Source organism: Sphingobacterium sp. BN32 (genome assembly GCF_030503615.1).
GTDB lineage: Bacteria > Bacteroidota > Bacteroidia > Sphingobacteriales > Sphingobacteriaceae > Sphingobacterium.
On sequence record NZ_CP129963.1, the window covers coordinates 497,603 to 514,970 of the forward strand.

Sequence of the window (17,368 nt, forward strand, 5' to 3'; positions counted from 1 at the left end):
ATTAGGTATTATTTGTTGTTAGTTGTTTTTGTACACTTTTCCGGGGAGAGCGACGATATGTCCGGCCATTTCCATTTCGAGGAGCACGATAGCGAGTTTGCTTTGTGGCCAATCGCTATGAAAGGCTATCTCATCGACACTGGCCTCATCGCTTTCGCGGAGAAACTCATGGACGATGCGTTGATCCTCGGAGAGATCGGGCAGTAAGGAGAGTTGTATGCCTTTGTCCTTGTTGCCTTCCTGGTTATGCCATTGCATCAGATCGAGCAGGTCCTGACTATTTCGAATGAGGTGTGCCTGGTTATTTTTGATAAGCTGGTTGCATCCTGCAGAGTACAATTGATCTACCGCGCCTGGGTAAGCACAGACATCGCGATTATAGTCGTTTGCCAGCCCTGCAGTAATCAAGGCTCCTCCTTTCTCTCCTGCCTCAACCACAACCGTGACATCCGCCAGACCTGCAATAATGCGATTGCGCATGGGGAAGTTGTTTTTATCGGGGATGGTGTTGAAGGTAAATTCGGTTAGTAATGCACCATGATGGATAATTTCACGGGAAACATCACGATGATGGGCAGGGTAGATTCTACTCAAGCCATGTCCTAATACCGCAATGTTGCAGATATTGCGATGTATGCAGCCCATATGGGCCATTACATCGACCCCCATGGCAAGACCGCTTACGACCAAAGCATCTAAATCGCTAATGCCGTCCAGTAGCTCATCGATGATGCGCTTGCCATAATGTGTGGCGTTTCGGGTTCCGACAATACTGACTATTTTTTGTTTGTTGTAATCGGCATGGCCATAGCTATAAAGCACCAATGGGGCATCCTCACAGTGCCTTAAGCGTTGCGGATAGGCTTTGTCTTCTAACCAAAGTAAATCAATGCCGTGTTTCTCGATATGATAGAGTTCATCCTCCGCCTCCTTAAAGACGGCCTTCGATTGGATCTGCTGAATTACAGCGCTACTAAGTCCGGGGATAGATTTTAGTTCTTGGGTTGAGCTGGCGAAAAGGTCTGCTACATTGCCGAAATAAGCCAACAGAAGTCGGCTATATTTAGGGCCAATGCCCTTGATTTTGGTCAAAGCAATCTTTTCTATTGCACTCATAAACGGTTAGTTCTGTTAAAGATAATTAATCAGGTTCCCTTCTGCAAGCCTCTTATTGAATTTTATAATTAACTTTGTTTTGTATTAAATAGTTGATTATGGAGTTACAAGAGCCTTTTGATATAGAAGTAGGAGAGATTACCTACTCGGTTTTCCCTGATGAGAAAGACACTTATACGGTTTTTAAAGACGGGAAAGAGTATGTGCAGATTATTAAAGATACTGACACTACTTGGCTAAAGCTGAACCCAGAGACGGGATTGCCGATGTTTGGGATGGATGAGGAGATTAACCTGATCGGAACAGCGATTAGCAAGAACTTAGGATAGTTTTTTGAGCTCAATCTTGCAGCTTTTCATAAGTTCCATTGTTCTTCCTGGAACACGGGATCTGTAGGAAACGTCTTTGATTAAATCAAGTTTCTTTTCAATATAGATCCCTGATAATAACTTCGGGGTATTATCCTGATTGCTATTGGATTTATTGTTTTTCATTTCGTTCTATATCTAAGTTTATCTAAATATGAACAAAAAGACGTTAAGTTCTTTTTAAGAAAAACTTTTATTCAGCCTCAGAAACTCTAACAGTAATTAATAGTCTTGATGGAGTTTGAAAACAGCATCTTTCATAAAAGCAGAAGTCCTAACAGGACTTACATAGGCACATAGACCACATACTTTGTATCAAAGAATTCGTCTTTAAAGTATGCAGAAAGCGGATGTAATTCGGCTTTCACCCTAGCTTCTTTGATCTCTTCTTTTAAGTCTCCACCTTTCAGGTATAATATTCCATTCGGAATACCATTCTTATCTTGTTTTTCGAACTTATTTCTAATCCAAGGAATAAATTCAGCAAGTCTTGTTACGGCTCTGGAAACCACGAAATCGTATTTGTAGTCAATCTGTTCTGCACGCATGTGGTCTGCTTCGACATTCGTTAGTCCAATAGCCTCAGCGACTTCACGTACCACCTTAATTTTCTTGCCAATCGAATCGACCAGGTGAAACTCAACATGTGGAAACATAATGGCTAAGGGGATACCCGGGAATCCACCACCTGTACCCACATCTAAAACACGCGTTCCTGGCGTAAATTCAGTGACGAACTTGGCAATGCCTAGCGAGTGCAACACATGCTTTAGGTATAAACTTTCAATATCTTTTCTGGAAACAACATTGATTTGGTCATTCCAAAATGGATATACTTCCGCGAGTTTAGCAAATTGCTCTTTCTGAGTTTCCGTAAGGTGTGGAAAATGCTGATAGATTATGTCGACTGTTGGATTCACGTTTTTTCAATTTGGTATTATTTCCAACTCACCTGCTGCTTGGAACGATTGAACAGGCCGTTGAAACATATGTAAAAATAATAATATATATCTAGTATAGGTAGCCATATCAGAATGTCCAATACGGCGAGTTTCTTATAGATTGAATAGAACACGAGGAACTGACAGATCAGGCGAAGCAGATAGGCGCTAAGGCTGATATACCACAGACTCGGAAATAAGGCAACACAGACGAATAACGCGATATAAAACAGCAGCGCCGTAATCAGTTGGGTGGCCAGCATGCGCTTGTGCCTGCCTTTGTAAAGTACTGAGGCTCCTGCGTGTCTTGCTTTCTGTTTGTAATAGCTCTTCCAAGTGAGTTTCGGAGCGGAATAAACATGCGCGTCCGGGTGTATGGCAATATCTACGTTGGATTTGGTTGCATTCTGATTGATAAATAAATCATCATCGCCCGACTTGATATGCATATGTGCATTGAAGCCTTTACCTTTGAAAAACAATGCCTTTTTATAGGCTAGGTTTCTTCCCACTCCCATATAAGCGTTCCTTTTGAGAGCATAAGACAGATAGCTCATAGCCGTATGCGTGGTTTCAAAACGAATAAGCTTGTTCAAGAAGCCTTTATGCTTAAAGTATGGGGAATAGCCCAATACGATTTCTTTATGATCCTGGAAAGCACCTGCCATCTCTTTTATCCAATTCGGACTGTTCGGCTGGCAATCCGCATCGCACATGAGTAAGGTTTCATGTTTAGCGCCTTTTATGCCCATTGTCAGAGCAAACTTCTTGCTGTGCTTCAATTGCACATGTTCCTTAATCTCCACTACCCGCAAATGTGGATACTGCGCACAGAAATCCTTTAATATCCACTTGCTATCATCTTCGGAACAATCATCAACAACGATGACCTCAAAGTCCGGGTAATCTTGCTCCAATATGCTCGGAAGGTATTCTTTGAGATTTTCTTGCTCGTTATGAGCACAGATGATAAGCGACACGGCAGGATATGCTTCTTTATCTTGATAAGATTTGACGCGATATCGCGCTAGTTTGCTGTAAACAAATAGAATGTAATAGAGCTGGAATAACAGGAGGATCGCTAAAATTCCGAGAGGAAAGTAGCTCATTATGATGTTTATGTACAATTCGGTGTCCATAGAATAGCGACAAAGATACGGTATATCCCTGCAATTCTGTCGCCTGTATGTTAATAAATGCGAATTAAATGAGGCAAATGCATCACGCTCGAAATTTTATAGTATTTTTGCGCTTGATTAAGGATTAGTATGAAATTTACGCTTCAAGCACAAGATAAACTCTCGAGAGCCAGGGCAGGAGAGATCGAGACCGCCCATGGAACAATAAAAACACCGATTTTCATGCCAGTTGGTACTGCTGGAACTGTCAAAGCGGTGCATCAGCACGAGCTTGTCAATGACATCCAAGCACAGATTATCTTGGGGAATACTTACCATTTGTATTTACGCCCGGGATTAGATGTTTTGAATAAGGCTGGCGGTTTACATAAGTTTATTAACTGGAACAGACCCATCTTAACAGATTCTGGAGGCTATCAAGTTTACTCTTTAACTGAAGTTCGTAAAATCCGCGAGGAAGGCGTGACTTTTCGATCGCATATCGACGGCTCCAAGCATTTATTCACTCCGGAGAATGTCATGGATACTCAGCGCGTCATCGGTGCTGATATTATTATGGCTTTCGATGAATGTACTCCGTATCCTTGCGACTACCGCTATGCTCGTCGTTCCTTGGATATGACACACCGTTGGTTAAAACGTTGTTGCGATCGCTTTGATTCTACAGAACCGCTATATGGTTATGATCAAACCCTTTTCCCTATTGTTCAAGGTTCGGTATATAAAGATCTTCGTGAGAAGTCTGCAGAGACCATTGCTTCTTTCAACAGAGAAGGGAATGCAATCGGTGGACTTTCGGTGGGAGAGCCTGCAGAGGAGATGTATGCCATGACGGAAGTCGTAACGAATATCCTCCCTAAAGAAAAACCACGTTATTTAATGGGTGTCGGAACTCCTGTCAATATTCTGGAGAATATTGCACTGGGTATTGACATGTTCGACTGCGTTATGCCAACTAGAAATGCGCGTAATGGGATGCTATTTACGCAGAATGGCATAATCAATATTAAAAACGAGAAGTGGAAAGACGACTTTAGTCCGATTGAAGCAGAGAGTGATCTACTAGTCGATCAGATTCATACAAAAGCATACCTTCGTCACTTAATCCGCTCTCAGGAAATCTTAGGAGCGCAGATTGCTTCGCTTCATAACTTGCATTTCTACCTCTGGTTAGTCGATCAAGCACGTGAGAAAATTATTGATGGCACGTTCTATGATTGGAAAAATAAAATGGTTAAGATCTTAGGCCAACGCTTGTAATATTGTAATGAACATCATTGATCGTTATATCATAAAGAAGTATCTGTCAACATTTGCGTTTACAGTAGCCATCTTTTGTGTGGTTATTGTGATCTTCGATGTTTCAGAGAAGATTGATGATTTCAACAAGTATAAGGCGCCGATGTCACGTGTATTTCTTGAATATTATGCACTCGGTAGCTTGCCTTTCTTTATCAATATGCTTACGCCACTGTTTAATTTCATTGCGGTAATCTTCTTTACATCGAAGATGGCAGATCAAACAGAAATTGTTCCGATCCTTAGCGGCGGTATGAGCTTCAATCGAATGCTTCGCCCGTATATGTTTTGCGCGGGACTAATCTTTGCGCTGACACTAGTTTCCAATATCTACATTATTCCCTTTACCAATACCATCAAAGTAAATTTCGAGAATGTATATGTCAAGCCGGATAAAATCAGCACCTCATCTACCTCTACCCACATGCAAATCGACTCCAATACCTATGTGTATATGGGCTCTTTCGATACGCAAGGGAAAGTAGGCTATAACTTCTCGCTGGAACGATTTGATGGAGACAAGATGGTAGAGAAGCTCATGGCGGATCGGATATCTTGGGATTCTGTTGCTAACAAATGGAGTGTACATGCTTATACCAATCGTATTATCGATGGGTTTAAGGAAACAATGGAATCTGGAGAGAAGAGAGATACCACATTAGATATGCGACCTCAGGATTTCGAAGTATATGAAAATATCTTCACCACGATGAATCAGCTCGACTTGGAAGAGCGGATCGCCAAGGAAGAGATTCGAGGAACTGGCATGATGAACGATCTGTTGTTGGAGAAGTATAAGCGTCTGATCAACCCTTTTTCAGCCTTTATTTTGACCCTTATTGGTGTTTCCTTGTCATCGAAAAAGGTTCGTGGAGGGATTGGATTAAGCTTAGGACTTGGTATCGGGCTAAGCTGCGTCTATATTGTTCTTGAGCGTTTCTCGAGTATGTTCTCCTTAAAAGGCGGGCTAGATCCACTAATTTCCGTATTAATACCAAACGTTATTTTCTTATTACTGAGCTTTTATCTTCTGAAAAAGGCCCCTAAATAATTTCTTAGGATATGTCAAAGTTGGCAATCAATCGCAATATCTTGATATTGCATTTCACTGTATTGATTTGGGGATTCACTGGTGTACTAGGTGAACTGATTTCTGTATCAGCTTTACATCTCGTTTGGTATAGAGTACTGATTGCTGCTATCTCCCTATGGGTTTACTTCCTGCTTACTAAAAAGCCAATTCTGGTCACCAAATCCCAGTTGTTTCAATACCTAGCCGTAGGAATGCTTGTAGGATTGCATTGGGTGCTGTTCTTCCATGCGATCAAGATTTCCACCGTCTCGGTTACACTGGTTACCCTGTCATCCGTTACGTTGTTTACAGCGATTCTCGAACCTATGATAAATCGAAAGAAGATATCGATCGCTGATATCCTCATCGGGCTTGTTATTATTTTCGGAATCTATCTCATCTTTAAATTCGAATTTCAATACTTTTGGGGGATAGTCTTTGGCCTTTCATGTGCCTTCTGTGCGAGTATATTCTCTATATTCAATGCGCGGATGGTAAAAAAAGGGAGCCCGACTTCGATCACCTTTTATGAAATGATCGGCGCATTGATAGGAGTTTCTATCATCATGCTCCTATCCGGACAGTTTGACGAGCAAATGATCTTAAGCCAGTCGGATTTGATGTATTTATTAGTCCTTGGGGTTGGATGCACGGCAATTGCTTATGTGCTTGGAGTTGCCGTTATGAGAGAACTATCGGCCTTTACAGTAGCACTGACAACGAATATGGAGCCTGTTTACGGAATTATCCTCGCCTTACTGATCTTTGGACAAAAAGAAGCGATGAGCACTGGGTTTTACTTCGGAGCAATTATTGTTCTTTTGGCAGTGTTCATTTATCCTTATCTGAAAACCAAGCTGAAATTTTAGAGCTTTCCCCCATTCCTTTTTTACCGATGCTATTAAGAATATCGACGAATTCGGGAGAGGTTCTTGCAAAACTAATTCCCAGCTCCGAATATTTTCTACTGCACTTTAAATTATTTAATTTTTCTTAACTCAATTCGAGTGTCGATGTAATGCTACAATTAGTTAATAATATCGTCACACCCACCCAACGAAATCGATTTCGTAATCTTTTATTCTTGGCGGGTAAGTGATTTCGCTGTATCTTTTTCAAAAAATTTACAAGAGTGGTTTTTTAGGGTTAAAAAAATAAGTAAAGACTGCCCTTGTAACTTGATATCTACTGCTGTTGCTGGATCTACGCTGGATAAATTAAATGACTTATGTCATTTTTCCACAATTAATAGTTTCGATAAATAGTTTCCAGACAATTAATAACAGTAATATTACCATTGCTCGCTAAAACTTGCACGAAAGTTGCAATTAGTTTAAGAGAGTTTTAAAATGCAAAATGTAAAAACGGTTAATTTTTAAATCAACGGTTTTTATTCGATAGAATCTCTAACTATTAATTTTCAAAACGAGAAATGAGGCTGCTTTTCACACAAGCAGCCTCTCTTTTTAAGTGCTTTTCCCGTTCTGTCATCGCCGAATAAATATTCCATTGATTTTTGTATTGTATCACCAAGATGTTTGATTAAATCGTAACTTTGTACCTTTACAAAAAGCTGAAATAATAAGTTGCCGAGAGGGTAACGAATCAATAGAATAATATGGCAAATATCGTAGCAATTGTTGGAAGACCGAATGTTGGTAAATCTACCTTATACAATCGATTAACAGAAAGTCGTAAGGCTATCGTGGATGACTTCAGTGGAGTAACCCGCGATCGTCATTATGGACAAGCCGAGTGGATCGGCAAGAAATTTACAGTAATAGATACTGGTGGTTTTGTACATGGTTCTGACGACGTATTTGAAGCGGCAATTCGTGAGCAAGTGCATATTGCTATCGAAGAAGCTTCTGTCATCTTGTTTGTCGTTGATGTAACAACGGGAATAACAGACTTGGATGATGAGATTGCCGATATCCTACGCCGTAGTAAGAAGCCGGTATACATTGTTGCTAACAAAGTAGACAGTGCAAAGCAGGCCAATGACTCGGCCGAGTTCTATTCTTTCGGTCTTGGCGAACCTTATGATATTTCATCGATGACCGGATCTGGAACAGGTGAGTTATTGGATGAGGTGGTTAGCCATTTCGAAGTGGAAGATGAAGAAGAGTCCACTCTACCTAAGTTCACCATTGTTGGTCGTCCGAACGTGGGCAAATCATCTTTAACGAATGCACTATTAGGTAAAGAGCGGAACATCGTGACGCCGATTGCAGGAACTACACGTGATGCCATCCGCATTCATTATAATCAATTCGGACATGAATTCTTATTAGTTGATACCGCTGGTCTTCGCCGTAAGTCGAAGGTGAATGAGAACATCGAGTTCTATTCCGTAATGCGCACAATTAAAGCTTTAGAGGATTCTGATGTTGTTATCTTGATGATCGATGCCAAGGATGGCATTGAAGCACAGGATATCAATATCTTCCACCTAGCAGAGAAAAACAAAAAAGGTATTGTTATTCTTGTTAACAAATGGGATACCATTGAGAAAGATCATAAAACAGCGAAGCAGTTCGAGGATACGATCCGTAAAAAGATCGCTCCTTTCTCCGATGTTCCTATCTTATTTACTTCCGTAACAGAGAAGCAACGTATCTTCAAGACCGTTGAGACTGCGATGGAAGTGTATAACAACAAGACCAAGAAAATCCCTACGTCGAAACTAAACGACGTGATGTTGGATATCATCGAGAACTTTCCTCCACCATCCACCAAAGGGAAATACATCAAGATCAAGTATGTAACACAGTTGCCAGGCAGATCTCCAATGTTTGCTTTCTTCTGTAATCTACCTCAGTATATCAAAGATCCATATAAGCGCTTTGTTGAAAACAAACTGCGCGAGAACTTTGATTTCTCAGGTGTTCCTATTCAAATATTCTTTAGACAAAAATAAGCTACCGTCAATCGCTATGCAGCACAACTTAGTATTGTACAATACCCTGACTCGTAAGAAGGAGAAATTCGAACCTATACATCCCAACTTGGTTGGTATGTATGTTTGTGGTCCAACGGTTTACAGTGATGTACATTTAGGGAACTGTAGAACCTTCGTGTCGTTTGATCTTATCTTTCGCTACCTGCTTCATCTAGGGTATAAAGTGCGTTATGTACGCAATATCACTGACGCAGGGCACTTAGAAGGTGACAATGATGAGGGCGATGATAAGTTTGCAAAGAAAGCGAAGTTAGAACAGCTGGAGCCAATGGAAATTGTACAAAAGTACACCATAGGCTTTCACGATGTCTTGCGCTTATTCAACACCTTACCTCCGAGTATTGAACCAACAGCGACCGGACATATTTCCGAGCAGATCGAAATGGTTCAACAGATCATAGCGAATGGATATGCTTATGAGGTGGATGGAACGGTTTATTTTGATGTTGAAAAATACGTTAAAGAACATAACTATACGATCCTAACGAATCGTAATCTAGAAGATCTATTAAATAATACACGCGAGCTGGGCGGACAAGACGAAAAACGTGGTCGCCTCGACTTTGCATTATGGATTAAGGCTAAACCGGAACATATTATGCGCTGGCCTTCGCCTTGGGGCGTAGGATTCCCAGGTTGGCATATCGAATGTTCGGCCATGAGCAGAAAATACTTAGGCGATCAGTTCGATATACATGGCGGTGGAATGGACTTGGCCGCTACTCACCATACCAACGAAATCGCACAATCGCAGGCTTGTAACCATACGACACCAGCGAAATACTGGATGCATACGAATATGCTTACCGTGAATGGAGCGAGAATGTCGAAATCCGCAGGCAATGGATTTCTACCGGGCGAGCTCTTTACAGGAGACCATCCTTTATTGCAAAGAGGCTATTCGCCAATGGCGGTACGCTTCTTCATGCTGCAAGCTCACTACAGAAGCACCTTAGACTTTTCAAATGAGGCTTTGGACGCTGCTGATAAAGGCTTCAAGCGCTTAATGACAGCAATTAGCTTACTCGATAAGATTACGGTATCCGCTAAATCTAACTTCGCGGATCTGAAGGCAATCAAAGAGAAATGCTACGCAGCGATGGACGATGACTTCAATAGCCCTGTGCTTATCGCGGAATTATTTGAAGTGGTTCGTATCATCAACTCGATCTATGATGGTAAACTAACAATCAATCAGGCTGATCTTGAAGACTTGAAAAGCTTTGTTCATGCCTTCGTATTCGATATCCTAGGATTGAAGGATGATCAATTAGAAAACACAGACAACGTCGATGATTTGATGCAGATCATTATTGATTTGCGTAATGACGCCAAGAAGAATAAAGACTTTGTTACCTCAGATCGAATTCGCGAACACCTAACTGCGATTGGTATTCAACTGAAAGACAGTAAGGATGGTACACTTTGGAATAAGATTTGATTACTAAGGTAAAATTTGTACAATGATTAAAAAAAAGGCCTTTACTGTATTAACAACAGCATTAATAGCCTTATCAAGTTATGGTCAGTTACCAGACAAGATAGGGGGACTGTTAACAGTAGATCGAACGGCAGCAAATCTTTCAAAAACAGTAAATCCACACACCGGATTAAAATACATGGTAGACAAAGAGTCTACTTTCTTTGTGCCATCTCCGGTAAATGCGGTTAACTATTTAGATAATCGTCCGAATATTCCAGATGTACTGACCTGGAATCCCAACTTCGTATTGGTATCCCGAAGTTTAGATTGGGGTGTAACGTCAGGTCCCTTGGAGTTTCAAAAAGTAGGGGCGATCAAACGCTATGGCCAGTACCTAACGGTATGGAGAAGAGATAAGAAAGGTAACTGGAAGGCTCATATCCGTGCGGAAGTAGAAAACTTCGGAAAAGGGAAAGCAAGTCCTTTAGAATATTACGAACCAGATGATAAAACTTATCTTAAGCATCGCTCAGATAAACGCTTAGCACAGCGTGAAGAAGTCGTATTGCAAACGGATGAGTTGTTCTCGACGATCTTAAAAGCGGATACCAGAACCGGTTACAACGAGTTTATGGCAGACGACGCTCGCTTCTACTTTCCTTGGCAAGCAGAAATCGAAGGCAGAGACAAGATTCTCGCGTTCCTGAAGAAAGAGCGCATCGAGATCGATACGGATCCTACAGGAGTCGGGCGTGCCTACAGTGGCGAATTCGCCTATACCAACGGCACGGCGACCGTCGGTATGAAAGATAAGGTTGTGAAGTTTAACTACGTACGTATCTGGCAATTGAAAGAAGACTTCCAATGGAAAGTAATTTTAGAAATGATGTTCGAAAGATAATCGACAACAGATAAAAAAAGAAAAGCGAACCAATCGGTTCGCTTTTCTTTTTTTATGCTTTCAGGCGTTTACTTCGCTGCGATATCATTATCGGTAGGAGTAAGCCATACTTTCAATTCTTCACACTGATGGAAATCATCGCTGACGTGTACAAAGGTTGCCTTGGTCTTTTTCTCGAACCATTCGCTTAGCTTTCTACGCGTCTTATCCTCTTGCGCAGCCTCTTGTATCTTCGCGAAATCTTGCTCTAAACTAGCTTTATGCGGCGGTATACGCGTCTTTAAGTAGTTGAATTTATAGGCCACTTGTCCCGTTCTATCGGTAAACTGGAAGGGCTTTGAGTATTCGCCAGGTTGTAATGGATCAATCGCTACGAATAATTCCTTCTCCAACATATCCACCGGGATTAGTGTCGTTCTGGATTGGGACTGTTCGTTGATCACCATACCACCGTTGAATTTTGTCTCTTTATTATCAGAGTATAAAGATGCAGCGGTATGGAATGGAAGCTTGCCGGACGACACTTTCTCATAGATACTGTCGATCTTCGCTTTCGTACGCTCTAAGCTCGCTGTGGTTGGCTTTGTTTTGATCAAGACGTGTCTTACATTCACCTCTTCACCACGGCGCTCTAATACCTGTAAAAAGTGAAATCCAAACTGTGTCTCAAATACGGGTGAAACTTCACCTTCTTTTAATTTGAAGGCCATTGCCGAGAATTCCTTCACATAGGCATCACGGGTTGCGAAACCTAACTCACCACCATAAGGGGCAGAACCATCTTCAGAGTAGAAACGTGCAACCGTACCGAAGTCGGTTCCATCAATTACTTGCTTTCTATAACCCTCCGCTTTCTCACGGAATACATTTTTCTCTTCTTTCGTCAATACCGGGTTTACGACGATCTCGCCAATCTCCACCTCTGTATTGAAACTTGGTAAGCTATCCTGGTTCAAGCCCTCGAAATAGCGTTTTACCTCTTGTGGTGTAATCGTGATTTTCTGAACGATCGTTCCTTGAAGCTTGTTAGCCTTCAATTGTTCAGAAAGAATTGGTCTCATCTCTTCTTTGTACTGTAACAAAGAACGTTTCAAGAAGCCTTCTAAGCGTTCCTGACTTCCCGCACGACGAACCATTTCGCGCATACGAGCATTCAATTGATCATCAACCTCCGATTCCGTCACTTCGACCGAGTCGATTACCGCTTGCTGCGCAAGCAATTTCGTCATAATCAATTGCTGCAAAGCCGTACACTTGAAATCATCATCCGGTGTCCCGCCGTTCGCAAGATACTGCATGTACTGATTGTCAATGTCGGATTGTAAGATAATGCCCGAGCCCACAGTTGCAACCACACGGTCAATAAGCCTTTCCTGAGCATTCACCCCGATGGAACAAAACGTCAGTAAAAGTGTTATTATAGTAAAAAGGTTCTTCATTCTTTTATAGTCAATCTAGATGAGATAGTCTAGGGGCAAAATTATTAAATATTATGCCTTTTTTCTACATTTATACCATAATAAATAATATAAAGTAAAAATACTATCCTCACACTGGCGCTAAAATACCTATTTGAAGATAAACTTACTGTGTTTTAACCATATTTAACAGATGAAAAAAACTTGCCTGATCCTACTCATTTCGATAATGACTGCACACTTTACATATGCACAAAATCAACTTGTTCCCCTGTTCGTAGGGACCTATACGTCGAAGGGCGGAAGCAAAGGAATCTCTTCTTATTTGTTCGATCAGGTCACTGGGAATTATGATTTGATAAGTGAAGTGGAAACACCAAACCCATCTTTTTTAGCACGCACAGATAAGTTTTTGGTAGCAGTAAACGAGTTGGGCGACGGTAACCAATCCATCTCATCTTTTAATCTTGCTGATGAGACTTTGACTTTCGAGAATAAAGTTTCCACCAAGGGAGGAGCACCCTGCCACGTGCTATTGGGAGATAAAGGACGCTATGCAGTCGTTTCCAACTACTCCGGCGGTTCTTTAGCGTTATTTAGTATCGATGAGAATGGTCATATATCTGAAATGGACGATTACCGCGAGTTTAAAGGAAGCAGCGTTGATCCGAAACGCCAGAGCAAATCGCATATCCATTCAGCGTTTATGGGGCCTGATAAATCAATCTATGTCTCCGATCTGGGTGCCGATATGATCTATGTCTTTGACGTCGTTAAAGACGGAACAAAGTATCAATTTAAAGAAAAAGAATCAATTGCTGTTACAAAGGGAGGTGGACCCAGACATATTGCATTCCATCCTAAAGGAAAAACCATGTATTCCTTGCAGGAACTGACTGGAGATATCGTGGTTTTTAAGAAAGAAAAGAAGAGCTGGAAGCAATCGCAGATCATCAATATGAATGGTGCCGATTTCAAAGGTCAACATGGCGCTGCAGACTTGAAAATATCGCCTGACGGCAAATTCCTTTACAGTACCAATCGCACTGATGCAAATACCGTCTCGGTCTTTGCCATTAAAAGAGACGGTTCCCTAGAATTGAAACAAGTGATATCTGCCTTAGGGACTGGTCCTAGAAATTTAAATATAACGCCAAACGGGAGGTATGTATTGGTTGCCAATCAATTGACAGATCAAATCGTGGTATTTGCGAGAGATTTAAAATCGGGCTTGCTGCGGGATCACGGTAGAAGAATCGAGCTGTCCAAACCGGTCTGCATTATCTTTTAATCCGTAGCATCTTCGGTATCGGCGATATTGTCTTTTTCTGTCTTATCCGCTTTGCTAGGGTCGCTTTCTAGGATATTCTTCTCATGATTATACATGCCCTGCAGTTGATCGATGACAGTACCTTTCCAAAGTGGGGTGTCCGTCGTGTAAGCTGCACGGCCAATCATATGGGCGGCGATCGGAGCAGTAAGAATCAAAAAGAAAATAATAGCGATAGACTTCGTCGTGACCGATACATCATCAGGGAACATAATGGCCGCGCAGATCAACAATAAACCTACGCCCAAAGTCGATGCCTTGACCGTGACAGACAGGCGGAGATAAAAATCAGGCATCCGAAGGACACCGATCGATGCGAAGAGGATCGACAATGCGCCCACTGTACTTAATACTGCTAAAATAATATCAATCATCGCGTTGTTTTTCTATGTAATACGAAAAGGCGATTGTACCTAAAAAGGCAATAAGCGCCAAAATAATAGCTACGTCCAACAGAACTTCCTGCTCTTGTCGGATACTGTATACCGTGATAATCCCAATACCAATAGTGATGATAAGATCCAGCGCAATCACGCGATCCACTACGGTAGGTCCTTTGAACAAACGGATAAAGACCAGCAAAACCGAAATGGTCAAGATGGGTAAAATCACAAAATCAAAATACGCTTCTAAACTCATCTTATGATCTCTAATAATCTTCGTTCAACCCCTGTTTTTAACTGTCTAATAAATTGCTGTTCATCCTTCAGATACATGACGTGGATGTAAATAGCCTTTTTATCGTCGCTAATGTCGATAATCAGCGTTCCTGGTGTCAGTGAAATAAAAGTCGACAGCAAATTGATCTCAAAATCTGTCTTGGTATTCACCGGATAACGGACGATGCCAGGTTTGAAGAAATACTTCGGTGTAACAACATCATAGGCTACCTGAATATTCGCTTTGAGCAACTCGTAAAGGAAATAGAAAAAGAAGGAAATAATCTTCGGCACCCGATAGAAGTAGCGCTGATCTGTTTCATTCCTGTTCATGATCCACAGCACGCCAAACCCTAATAAATAGCCAAACAAAAAGTTTGAATATAAAAGGGAGCCCGATAGTGCTACCCAAATAAAGGATAGCAATAAGTTCATCAAGAAAAACTTAATCATTTCTCAAAAACTTTATCACCCAATACCGTACGTACGTATGAGCTTGTATCCAACAATTCGTTACTTATGCGATCTACAGCAATGACAATGTTCTCCGCATTTAAGCCGATATATAAAGTTACCGAACATAAAAGTAGAATCGGCATCACCAATAATAGTTTCTTGAAAGGAGGTAGCTCCTTAAACTTATCTTCCATCACGCTCTCATCAGGACATTTCTTCCAAAATACATCCGCCCACATCTTTGCGATGACATACATGGTTACTAAGCTTCCTACAATCAACGCTCCAACAAAGAAATAATGCTTCCCTACGAAAGCTTCCTGAAAAAGGTAGATTTTAGGCCAGAAGCCTGATAATGGCGGAACACCAACCAAAGAAAAAAGCACCAAAGCAATAATCAATGATATCAGCGGATAGGAGGCGTATAATCCACCTAATCGATTCATGTCCATTGTCCCGCGCACCTGACGTATATACCCCGCAATCAAGAACATATTTGTTTTGACCATGATGTCATGGATTAAGTAGAATACTGCGCCCATCAATGCAGCTTTGGTAAACATCGCAATACCGCCTAACATAAAACCGATATGACAGACAATTAAATAAGAAAACAAGCGACGGATATTGGTTTTGATCAGGGCGCCAAAGGCTCCTGTCAAAATGGTTAAAACCGCCATGACCATCAGCAGATTCTTCGTAAACTCATCCGGGATGAACATCAAACTGAACACCCGTAAAATTGCGTAGACCCCGACTTTCGTTAATAAACCACCAAAGGTTGCAGCAACGGCAGAAGGAGGTGTATGATAGGAAGAAGGCAACCAATAATAAAGCGGAAATACCGCAGACTTAATACCAAAACCTAATAGAAAGAAAATCGCCGCAATATCAATTAATGACTGATTATGAAATTCACGAATGCGGATTGAAAGATCAGCCATATTCAATGAGCCGGTGATTCCGTAAAGAATACCGATGCCTGTCAAAAAGAATGTCGAGGCTAGAATATTCATCGCCATATACTTTACAGCACCTTCCAGCTGCGCTTTTCGGCCGCCCAGCGTCATCAACACAAAAGAAGAGATAATGATCACCTCAAACCAAACATACAGGTTGAAGATATCGCCTGTTAAAAACGCCCCATTCAGCCCCATCAATAGGAAATGGAAAATAGGGAAGTAGCCATACAACATCCTTTGGCGTGCAATGCCCACGGATGAAAAAATCGAAACAGCAAATCCGGCAATAGAGGTCAACAAAACCATACTGACCGCCAATAAGTCGGCAACAAAGACAATTCCAAAGGGTGCTTCCCAGTTGGAAGCATTCATGGATAAGGTGCCTTCCGTATAAACCTTCGCAAAAAGACGGATCGCAATCAATAGCCCAATAAAGGCACCTCCAACACTAATAAAGCGCTGCGTTACGGTTTTCCGCCAGGCAATAAGCTGCAGAATAGCCGTGAACAGGTGGATAAAAACAGGAGCTAAAATGTGGTTATCAATCATATATCTTCTTCTTCCGGCGTATTTAAATCATCTAAATCGTCTGAATCAACTAAGGCATAAACCCTTTTCAATAGCACGATCGCAAAAGCCGTTAAAGCGAAACTGATGACAATCGCCGTCAGAATCAAGGATTGCGGAATCGGATCTGCGTAAATATCTTCGAAAACATTGTGGTTCGGGTCAATAACTGGAGGCTTCCCCTTGGTAATGGTTCCTAAAAGGAAGATCAGGATATTCGTACCGTTGCCTAGGAGCATAATTCCTAAGAGCAATTTCACCATACTGCGGCGTAGAATTAAAAAGATTCCCGCAGCATATAAAAAGCCTAAAACAACGACTAATAATAACTCCATATGCTTAGTCCTTGGTTAGTGAAATGGTAAACAATATTGTCAATACCACACCGACAACGACCAGGTAAACTCCGAGGTCGAAGAATAGTGCCGAACCAATGGAGCCAATGACCGGAATTTTCTCCTCAAACCATAGGCCCGTCATGGGGGGGAGACCAAAAAAGGTAGGCGAGATAACAGCCAACGAGGCAACGCCAAGGCCGACAGGAATCAGTGATAAAGGTTTTCTTCCTAATAACTTCATGGTCTCTTCGGTCCCATGCGCAAAACTATGCAGCACAAAGGCAATTGATGCAACCAGGCCCCCAACGAAGCCCCCACCAGGAAAATAATGCCCTCTTAATAATAAAAAGAAAGAGAACAGCAACAAAATCGGTAGCAGATACCGCGTAGCGGTCTGTAAGATAATACTCTTCATAA

Annotated in this window: 18 protein-coding genes; 8 read left to right on the plus strand and 10 right to left on the minus strand. The window is 41.6% G+C overall.

Annotated elements, in window-relative coordinates:
* Positions 1–18: 18 nt before the first annotated feature.
* Positions 19–1,116 carry a DNA-processing protein DprA gene (dprA, locus tag QYC40_RS02155; RefSeq protein WP_301992148.1) on the minus strand — a complete coding sequence of 366 codons (1,098 nt, stop codon included), beginning with the start codon at positions 1,114–1,116 and terminating at the stop codon, positions 19–21.
* Between the two features lie 98 nt (positions 1,117–1,214).
* On the opposite strand from dprA, the gene QYC40_RS02160 reads away from it, so the two are divergent.
* Positions 1,215–1,445, plus strand: coding sequence for a hypothetical protein (locus tag QYC40_RS02160; RefSeq protein WP_149527163.1), 231 nt, complete (start codon positions 1,215–1,217; stop codon positions 1,443–1,445).
* A 323-nt stretch (positions 1,446–1,768) separates the two neighbouring features.
* Here QYC40_RS02160 and rsmG read toward each other — a convergent pair whose 3' ends face one another.
* Positions 1,769–2,404, minus strand: a complete 636-nt coding sequence (rsmG, locus tag QYC40_RS02165) for a 16S rRNA (guanine(527)-N(7))-methyltransferase RsmG (protein ID WP_301992149.1) — start codon at positions 2,402–2,404, stop codon at positions 1,769–1,771.
* Between the two features lie 17 nt (positions 2,405–2,421).
* Positions 2,422–3,534 carry a glycosyltransferase gene (locus tag QYC40_RS02170; RefSeq protein ID WP_301992150.1) on the minus strand — a complete coding sequence of 371 codons (1,113 nt, stop codon included), beginning with the start codon at positions 3,532–3,534 and terminating at the stop codon, positions 2,422–2,424.
* 159 nt (positions 3,535–3,693) lie between these two features.
* Between QYC40_RS02170 and tgt the strand changes: the two genes are divergently transcribed.
* From tgt to QYC40_RS02200, 6 genes are all read left to right on the plus strand, one after another.
* Positions 3,694–4,824 (plus strand): tRNA guanosine(34) transglycosylase Tgt, encoded by a 1,131-nt coding sequence (tgt, locus tag QYC40_RS02175; RefSeq protein WP_301992151.1) that lies wholly within the window; start codon positions 3,694–3,696, stop codon positions 4,822–4,824.
* Between the two features lie 7 nt (positions 4,825–4,831).
* Positions 4,832–5,914, plus strand: a complete 1,083-nt coding sequence (locus QYC40_RS02180; protein WP_301992152.1) for an LptF/LptG family permease — start codon at positions 4,832–4,834, stop codon at positions 5,912–5,914.
* Positions 5,915–5,925: 11 nt separating this feature from the next.
* A complete protein-coding gene (locus QYC40_RS02185) occupies positions 5,926–6,804 on the plus strand; it encodes a DMT family transporter (protein WP_301992153.1) in 879 nt (292 codons plus the stop codon).
* Between the two features lie 749 nt (positions 6,805–7,553).
* Positions 7,554–8,855, plus strand: coding sequence for a ribosome biogenesis GTPase Der (gene der / locus QYC40_RS02190; RefSeq protein ID WP_260040607.1), 1,302 nt, complete (start codon positions 7,554–7,556; stop codon positions 8,853–8,855).
* A 16-nt stretch (positions 8,856–8,871) separates the two neighbouring features.
* Positions 8,872–10,338, plus strand: coding sequence for a cysteine--tRNA ligase (gene cysS, locus QYC40_RS02195; RefSeq protein WP_301992154.1), 1,467 nt, complete (start codon positions 8,872–8,874; stop codon positions 10,336–10,338).
* 22 nt (positions 10,339–10,360) lie between these two features.
* Entirely contained in the window at positions 10,361–11,221 is an 861-nt protein-coding gene (locus QYC40_RS02200; protein WP_301992155.1) for a DUF4440 domain-containing protein, read from the plus strand.
* A 68-nt stretch (positions 11,222–11,289) separates the two neighbouring features.
* Here the strand turns inward: QYC40_RS02200 and QYC40_RS02205 are convergent, their stop codons facing one another.
* Positions 11,290–12,660, minus strand: a complete 1,371-nt coding sequence (locus QYC40_RS02205; RefSeq protein ID WP_301992156.1) for a peptidylprolyl isomerase — start codon at positions 12,658–12,660, stop codon at positions 11,290–11,292.
* Positions 12,661–12,832: 172 nt separating this feature from the next.
* On the opposite strand from QYC40_RS02205, the gene QYC40_RS02210 reads away from it, so the two are divergent.
* On the plus strand, positions 12,833–13,930 hold the full coding sequence (locus QYC40_RS02210) for a lactonase family protein (RefSeq protein ID WP_301992157.1): 1,098 nt from the start codon (positions 12,833–12,835) through the stop codon (positions 13,928–13,930).
* On the opposite strand, the gene mnhG is transcribed toward QYC40_RS02210, so the two are convergent.
* From mnhG to QYC40_RS02240, 6 genes are read right to left on the minus strand one after another with little or no spacing between them, the layout of a single operon-like run.
* Entirely contained in the window at positions 13,927–14,343 is a 417-nt protein-coding gene (mnhG, locus tag QYC40_RS02215) for a monovalent cation/H(+) antiporter subunit G (RefSeq protein WP_301992158.1), read from the minus strand. The two genes, QYC40_RS02210 and mnhG, sit on opposite strands and share 4 nt — an antisense overlap.
* Entirely contained in the window at positions 14,336–14,608 is a 273-nt protein-coding gene (locus tag QYC40_RS02220; protein WP_149527151.1) for a monovalent cation/H+ antiporter complex subunit F, read from the minus strand. Before QYC40_RS02220 ends, mnhG begins: the two co-directional genes overlap by 8 nt.
* Positions 14,605–15,081 (minus strand): Na+/H+ antiporter subunit E, encoded by a 477-nt coding sequence (locus QYC40_RS02225; RefSeq protein ID WP_149527150.1) that lies wholly within the window; start codon positions 15,079–15,081, stop codon positions 14,605–14,607. The genes QYC40_RS02220 and QYC40_RS02225 overlap by 4 nt, the downstream gene beginning before the upstream one ends.
* On the minus strand, positions 15,078–16,595 hold the full coding sequence (locus QYC40_RS02230; RefSeq protein ID WP_301992159.1) for a proton-conducting transporter membrane subunit: 1,518 nt from the start codon (positions 16,593–16,595) through the stop codon (positions 15,078–15,080). The genes QYC40_RS02225 and QYC40_RS02230 overlap by 4 nt, the downstream gene beginning before the upstream one ends.
* On the minus strand, positions 16,592–16,948 hold the full coding sequence (locus QYC40_RS02235; RefSeq protein WP_149527148.1) for a Na+/H+ antiporter subunit C: 357 nt from the start codon (positions 16,946–16,948) through the stop codon (positions 16,592–16,594). Before QYC40_RS02235 ends, QYC40_RS02230 begins: the two co-directional genes overlap by 4 nt.
* 4 nt (positions 16,949–16,952) lie before the next feature.
* On the minus strand, positions 16,953–17,366 hold the full coding sequence (locus QYC40_RS02240) for a Na+/H+ antiporter subunit B (protein ID WP_301992160.1): 414 nt from the start codon (positions 17,364–17,366) through the stop codon (positions 16,953–16,955).
* Positions 17,367–17,368 lie beyond the last annotated feature (2 nt).

Excerpts from the sequence above, each read along its gene's own strand:
- dprA (WP_301992148.1), bottom strand. The coding sequence starts at position 1,116 with ATGAGTGCAATAGAAAAGATTGCTTTGACCAAAATCAAGGGCATTGGC.
- QYC40_RS02160 (WP_149527163.1), top strand. The coding sequence starts at position 1,215 with ATGGAGTTACAAGAGCCTTTTGATATAGAAGTAGGAGAGATTACCTAC.
- QYC40_RS02170 (WP_301992150.1), bottom strand. The coding sequence starts at position 3,534 with ATGAGCTACTTTCCTCTCGGAATTTTAGCGATCCTCCTGTTATTCCAG.
- tgt (WP_301992151.1), top strand. The coding sequence starts at position 3,694 with ATGAAATTTACGCTTCAAGCACAAGATAAACTCTCGAGAGCCAGGGCA.
- QYC40_RS02180 (WP_301992152.1), top strand. The coding sequence starts at position 4,832 with ATGAACATCATTGATCGTTATATCATAAAGAAGTATCTGTCAACATTT.
- QYC40_RS02185 (WP_301992153.1), top strand. The coding sequence starts at position 5,926 with ATGTCAAAGTTGGCAATCAATCGCAATATCTTGATATTGCATTTCACT.
- der (WP_260040607.1), top strand. The coding sequence starts at position 7,554 with ATGGCAAATATCGTAGCAATTGTTGGAAGACCGAATGTTGGTAAATCT.
- cysS (WP_301992154.1), top strand. The coding sequence starts at position 8,872 with ATGCAGCACAACTTAGTATTGTACAATACCCTGACTCGTAAGAAGGAG.
- QYC40_RS02200 (WP_301992155.1), top strand. The coding sequence starts at position 10,361 with ATGATTAAAAAAAAGGCCTTTACTGTATTAACAACAGCATTAATAGCC.
- QYC40_RS02205 (WP_301992156.1), bottom strand. The coding sequence starts at position 12,660 with ATGAAGAACCTTTTTACTATAATAACACTTTTACTGACGTTTTGTTCC.
- QYC40_RS02210 (WP_301992157.1), top strand. The coding sequence starts at position 12,833 with ATGAAAAAAACTTGCCTGATCCTACTCATTTCGATAATGACTGCACAC.
- mnhG (WP_301992158.1), bottom strand. The coding sequence starts at position 14,343 with ATGATTGATATTATTTTAGCAGTATTAAGTACAGTGGGCGCATTGTCG.
- QYC40_RS02220 (WP_149527151.1), bottom strand. The coding sequence starts at position 14,608 with ATGAGTTTAGAAGCGTATTTTGATTTTGTGATTTTACCCATCTTGACC.
- QYC40_RS02225 (WP_149527150.1), bottom strand. The coding sequence starts at position 15,081 with ATGATTAAGTTTTTCTTGATGAACTTATTGCTATCCTTTATTTGGGTA.
- QYC40_RS02230 (WP_301992159.1), bottom strand. The coding sequence starts at position 16,595 with ATGATTGATAACCACATTTTAGCTCCTGTTTTTATCCACCTGTTCACG.
- QYC40_RS02235 (WP_149527148.1), bottom strand. The coding sequence starts at position 16,948 with ATGGAGTTATTATTAGTCGTTGTTTTAGGCTTTTTATATGCTGCGGGA.
- QYC40_RS02240 (WP_301992160.1), bottom strand. The coding sequence starts at position 17,366 with ATGAAGAGTATTATCTTACAGACCGCTACGCGGTATCTGCTACCGATT.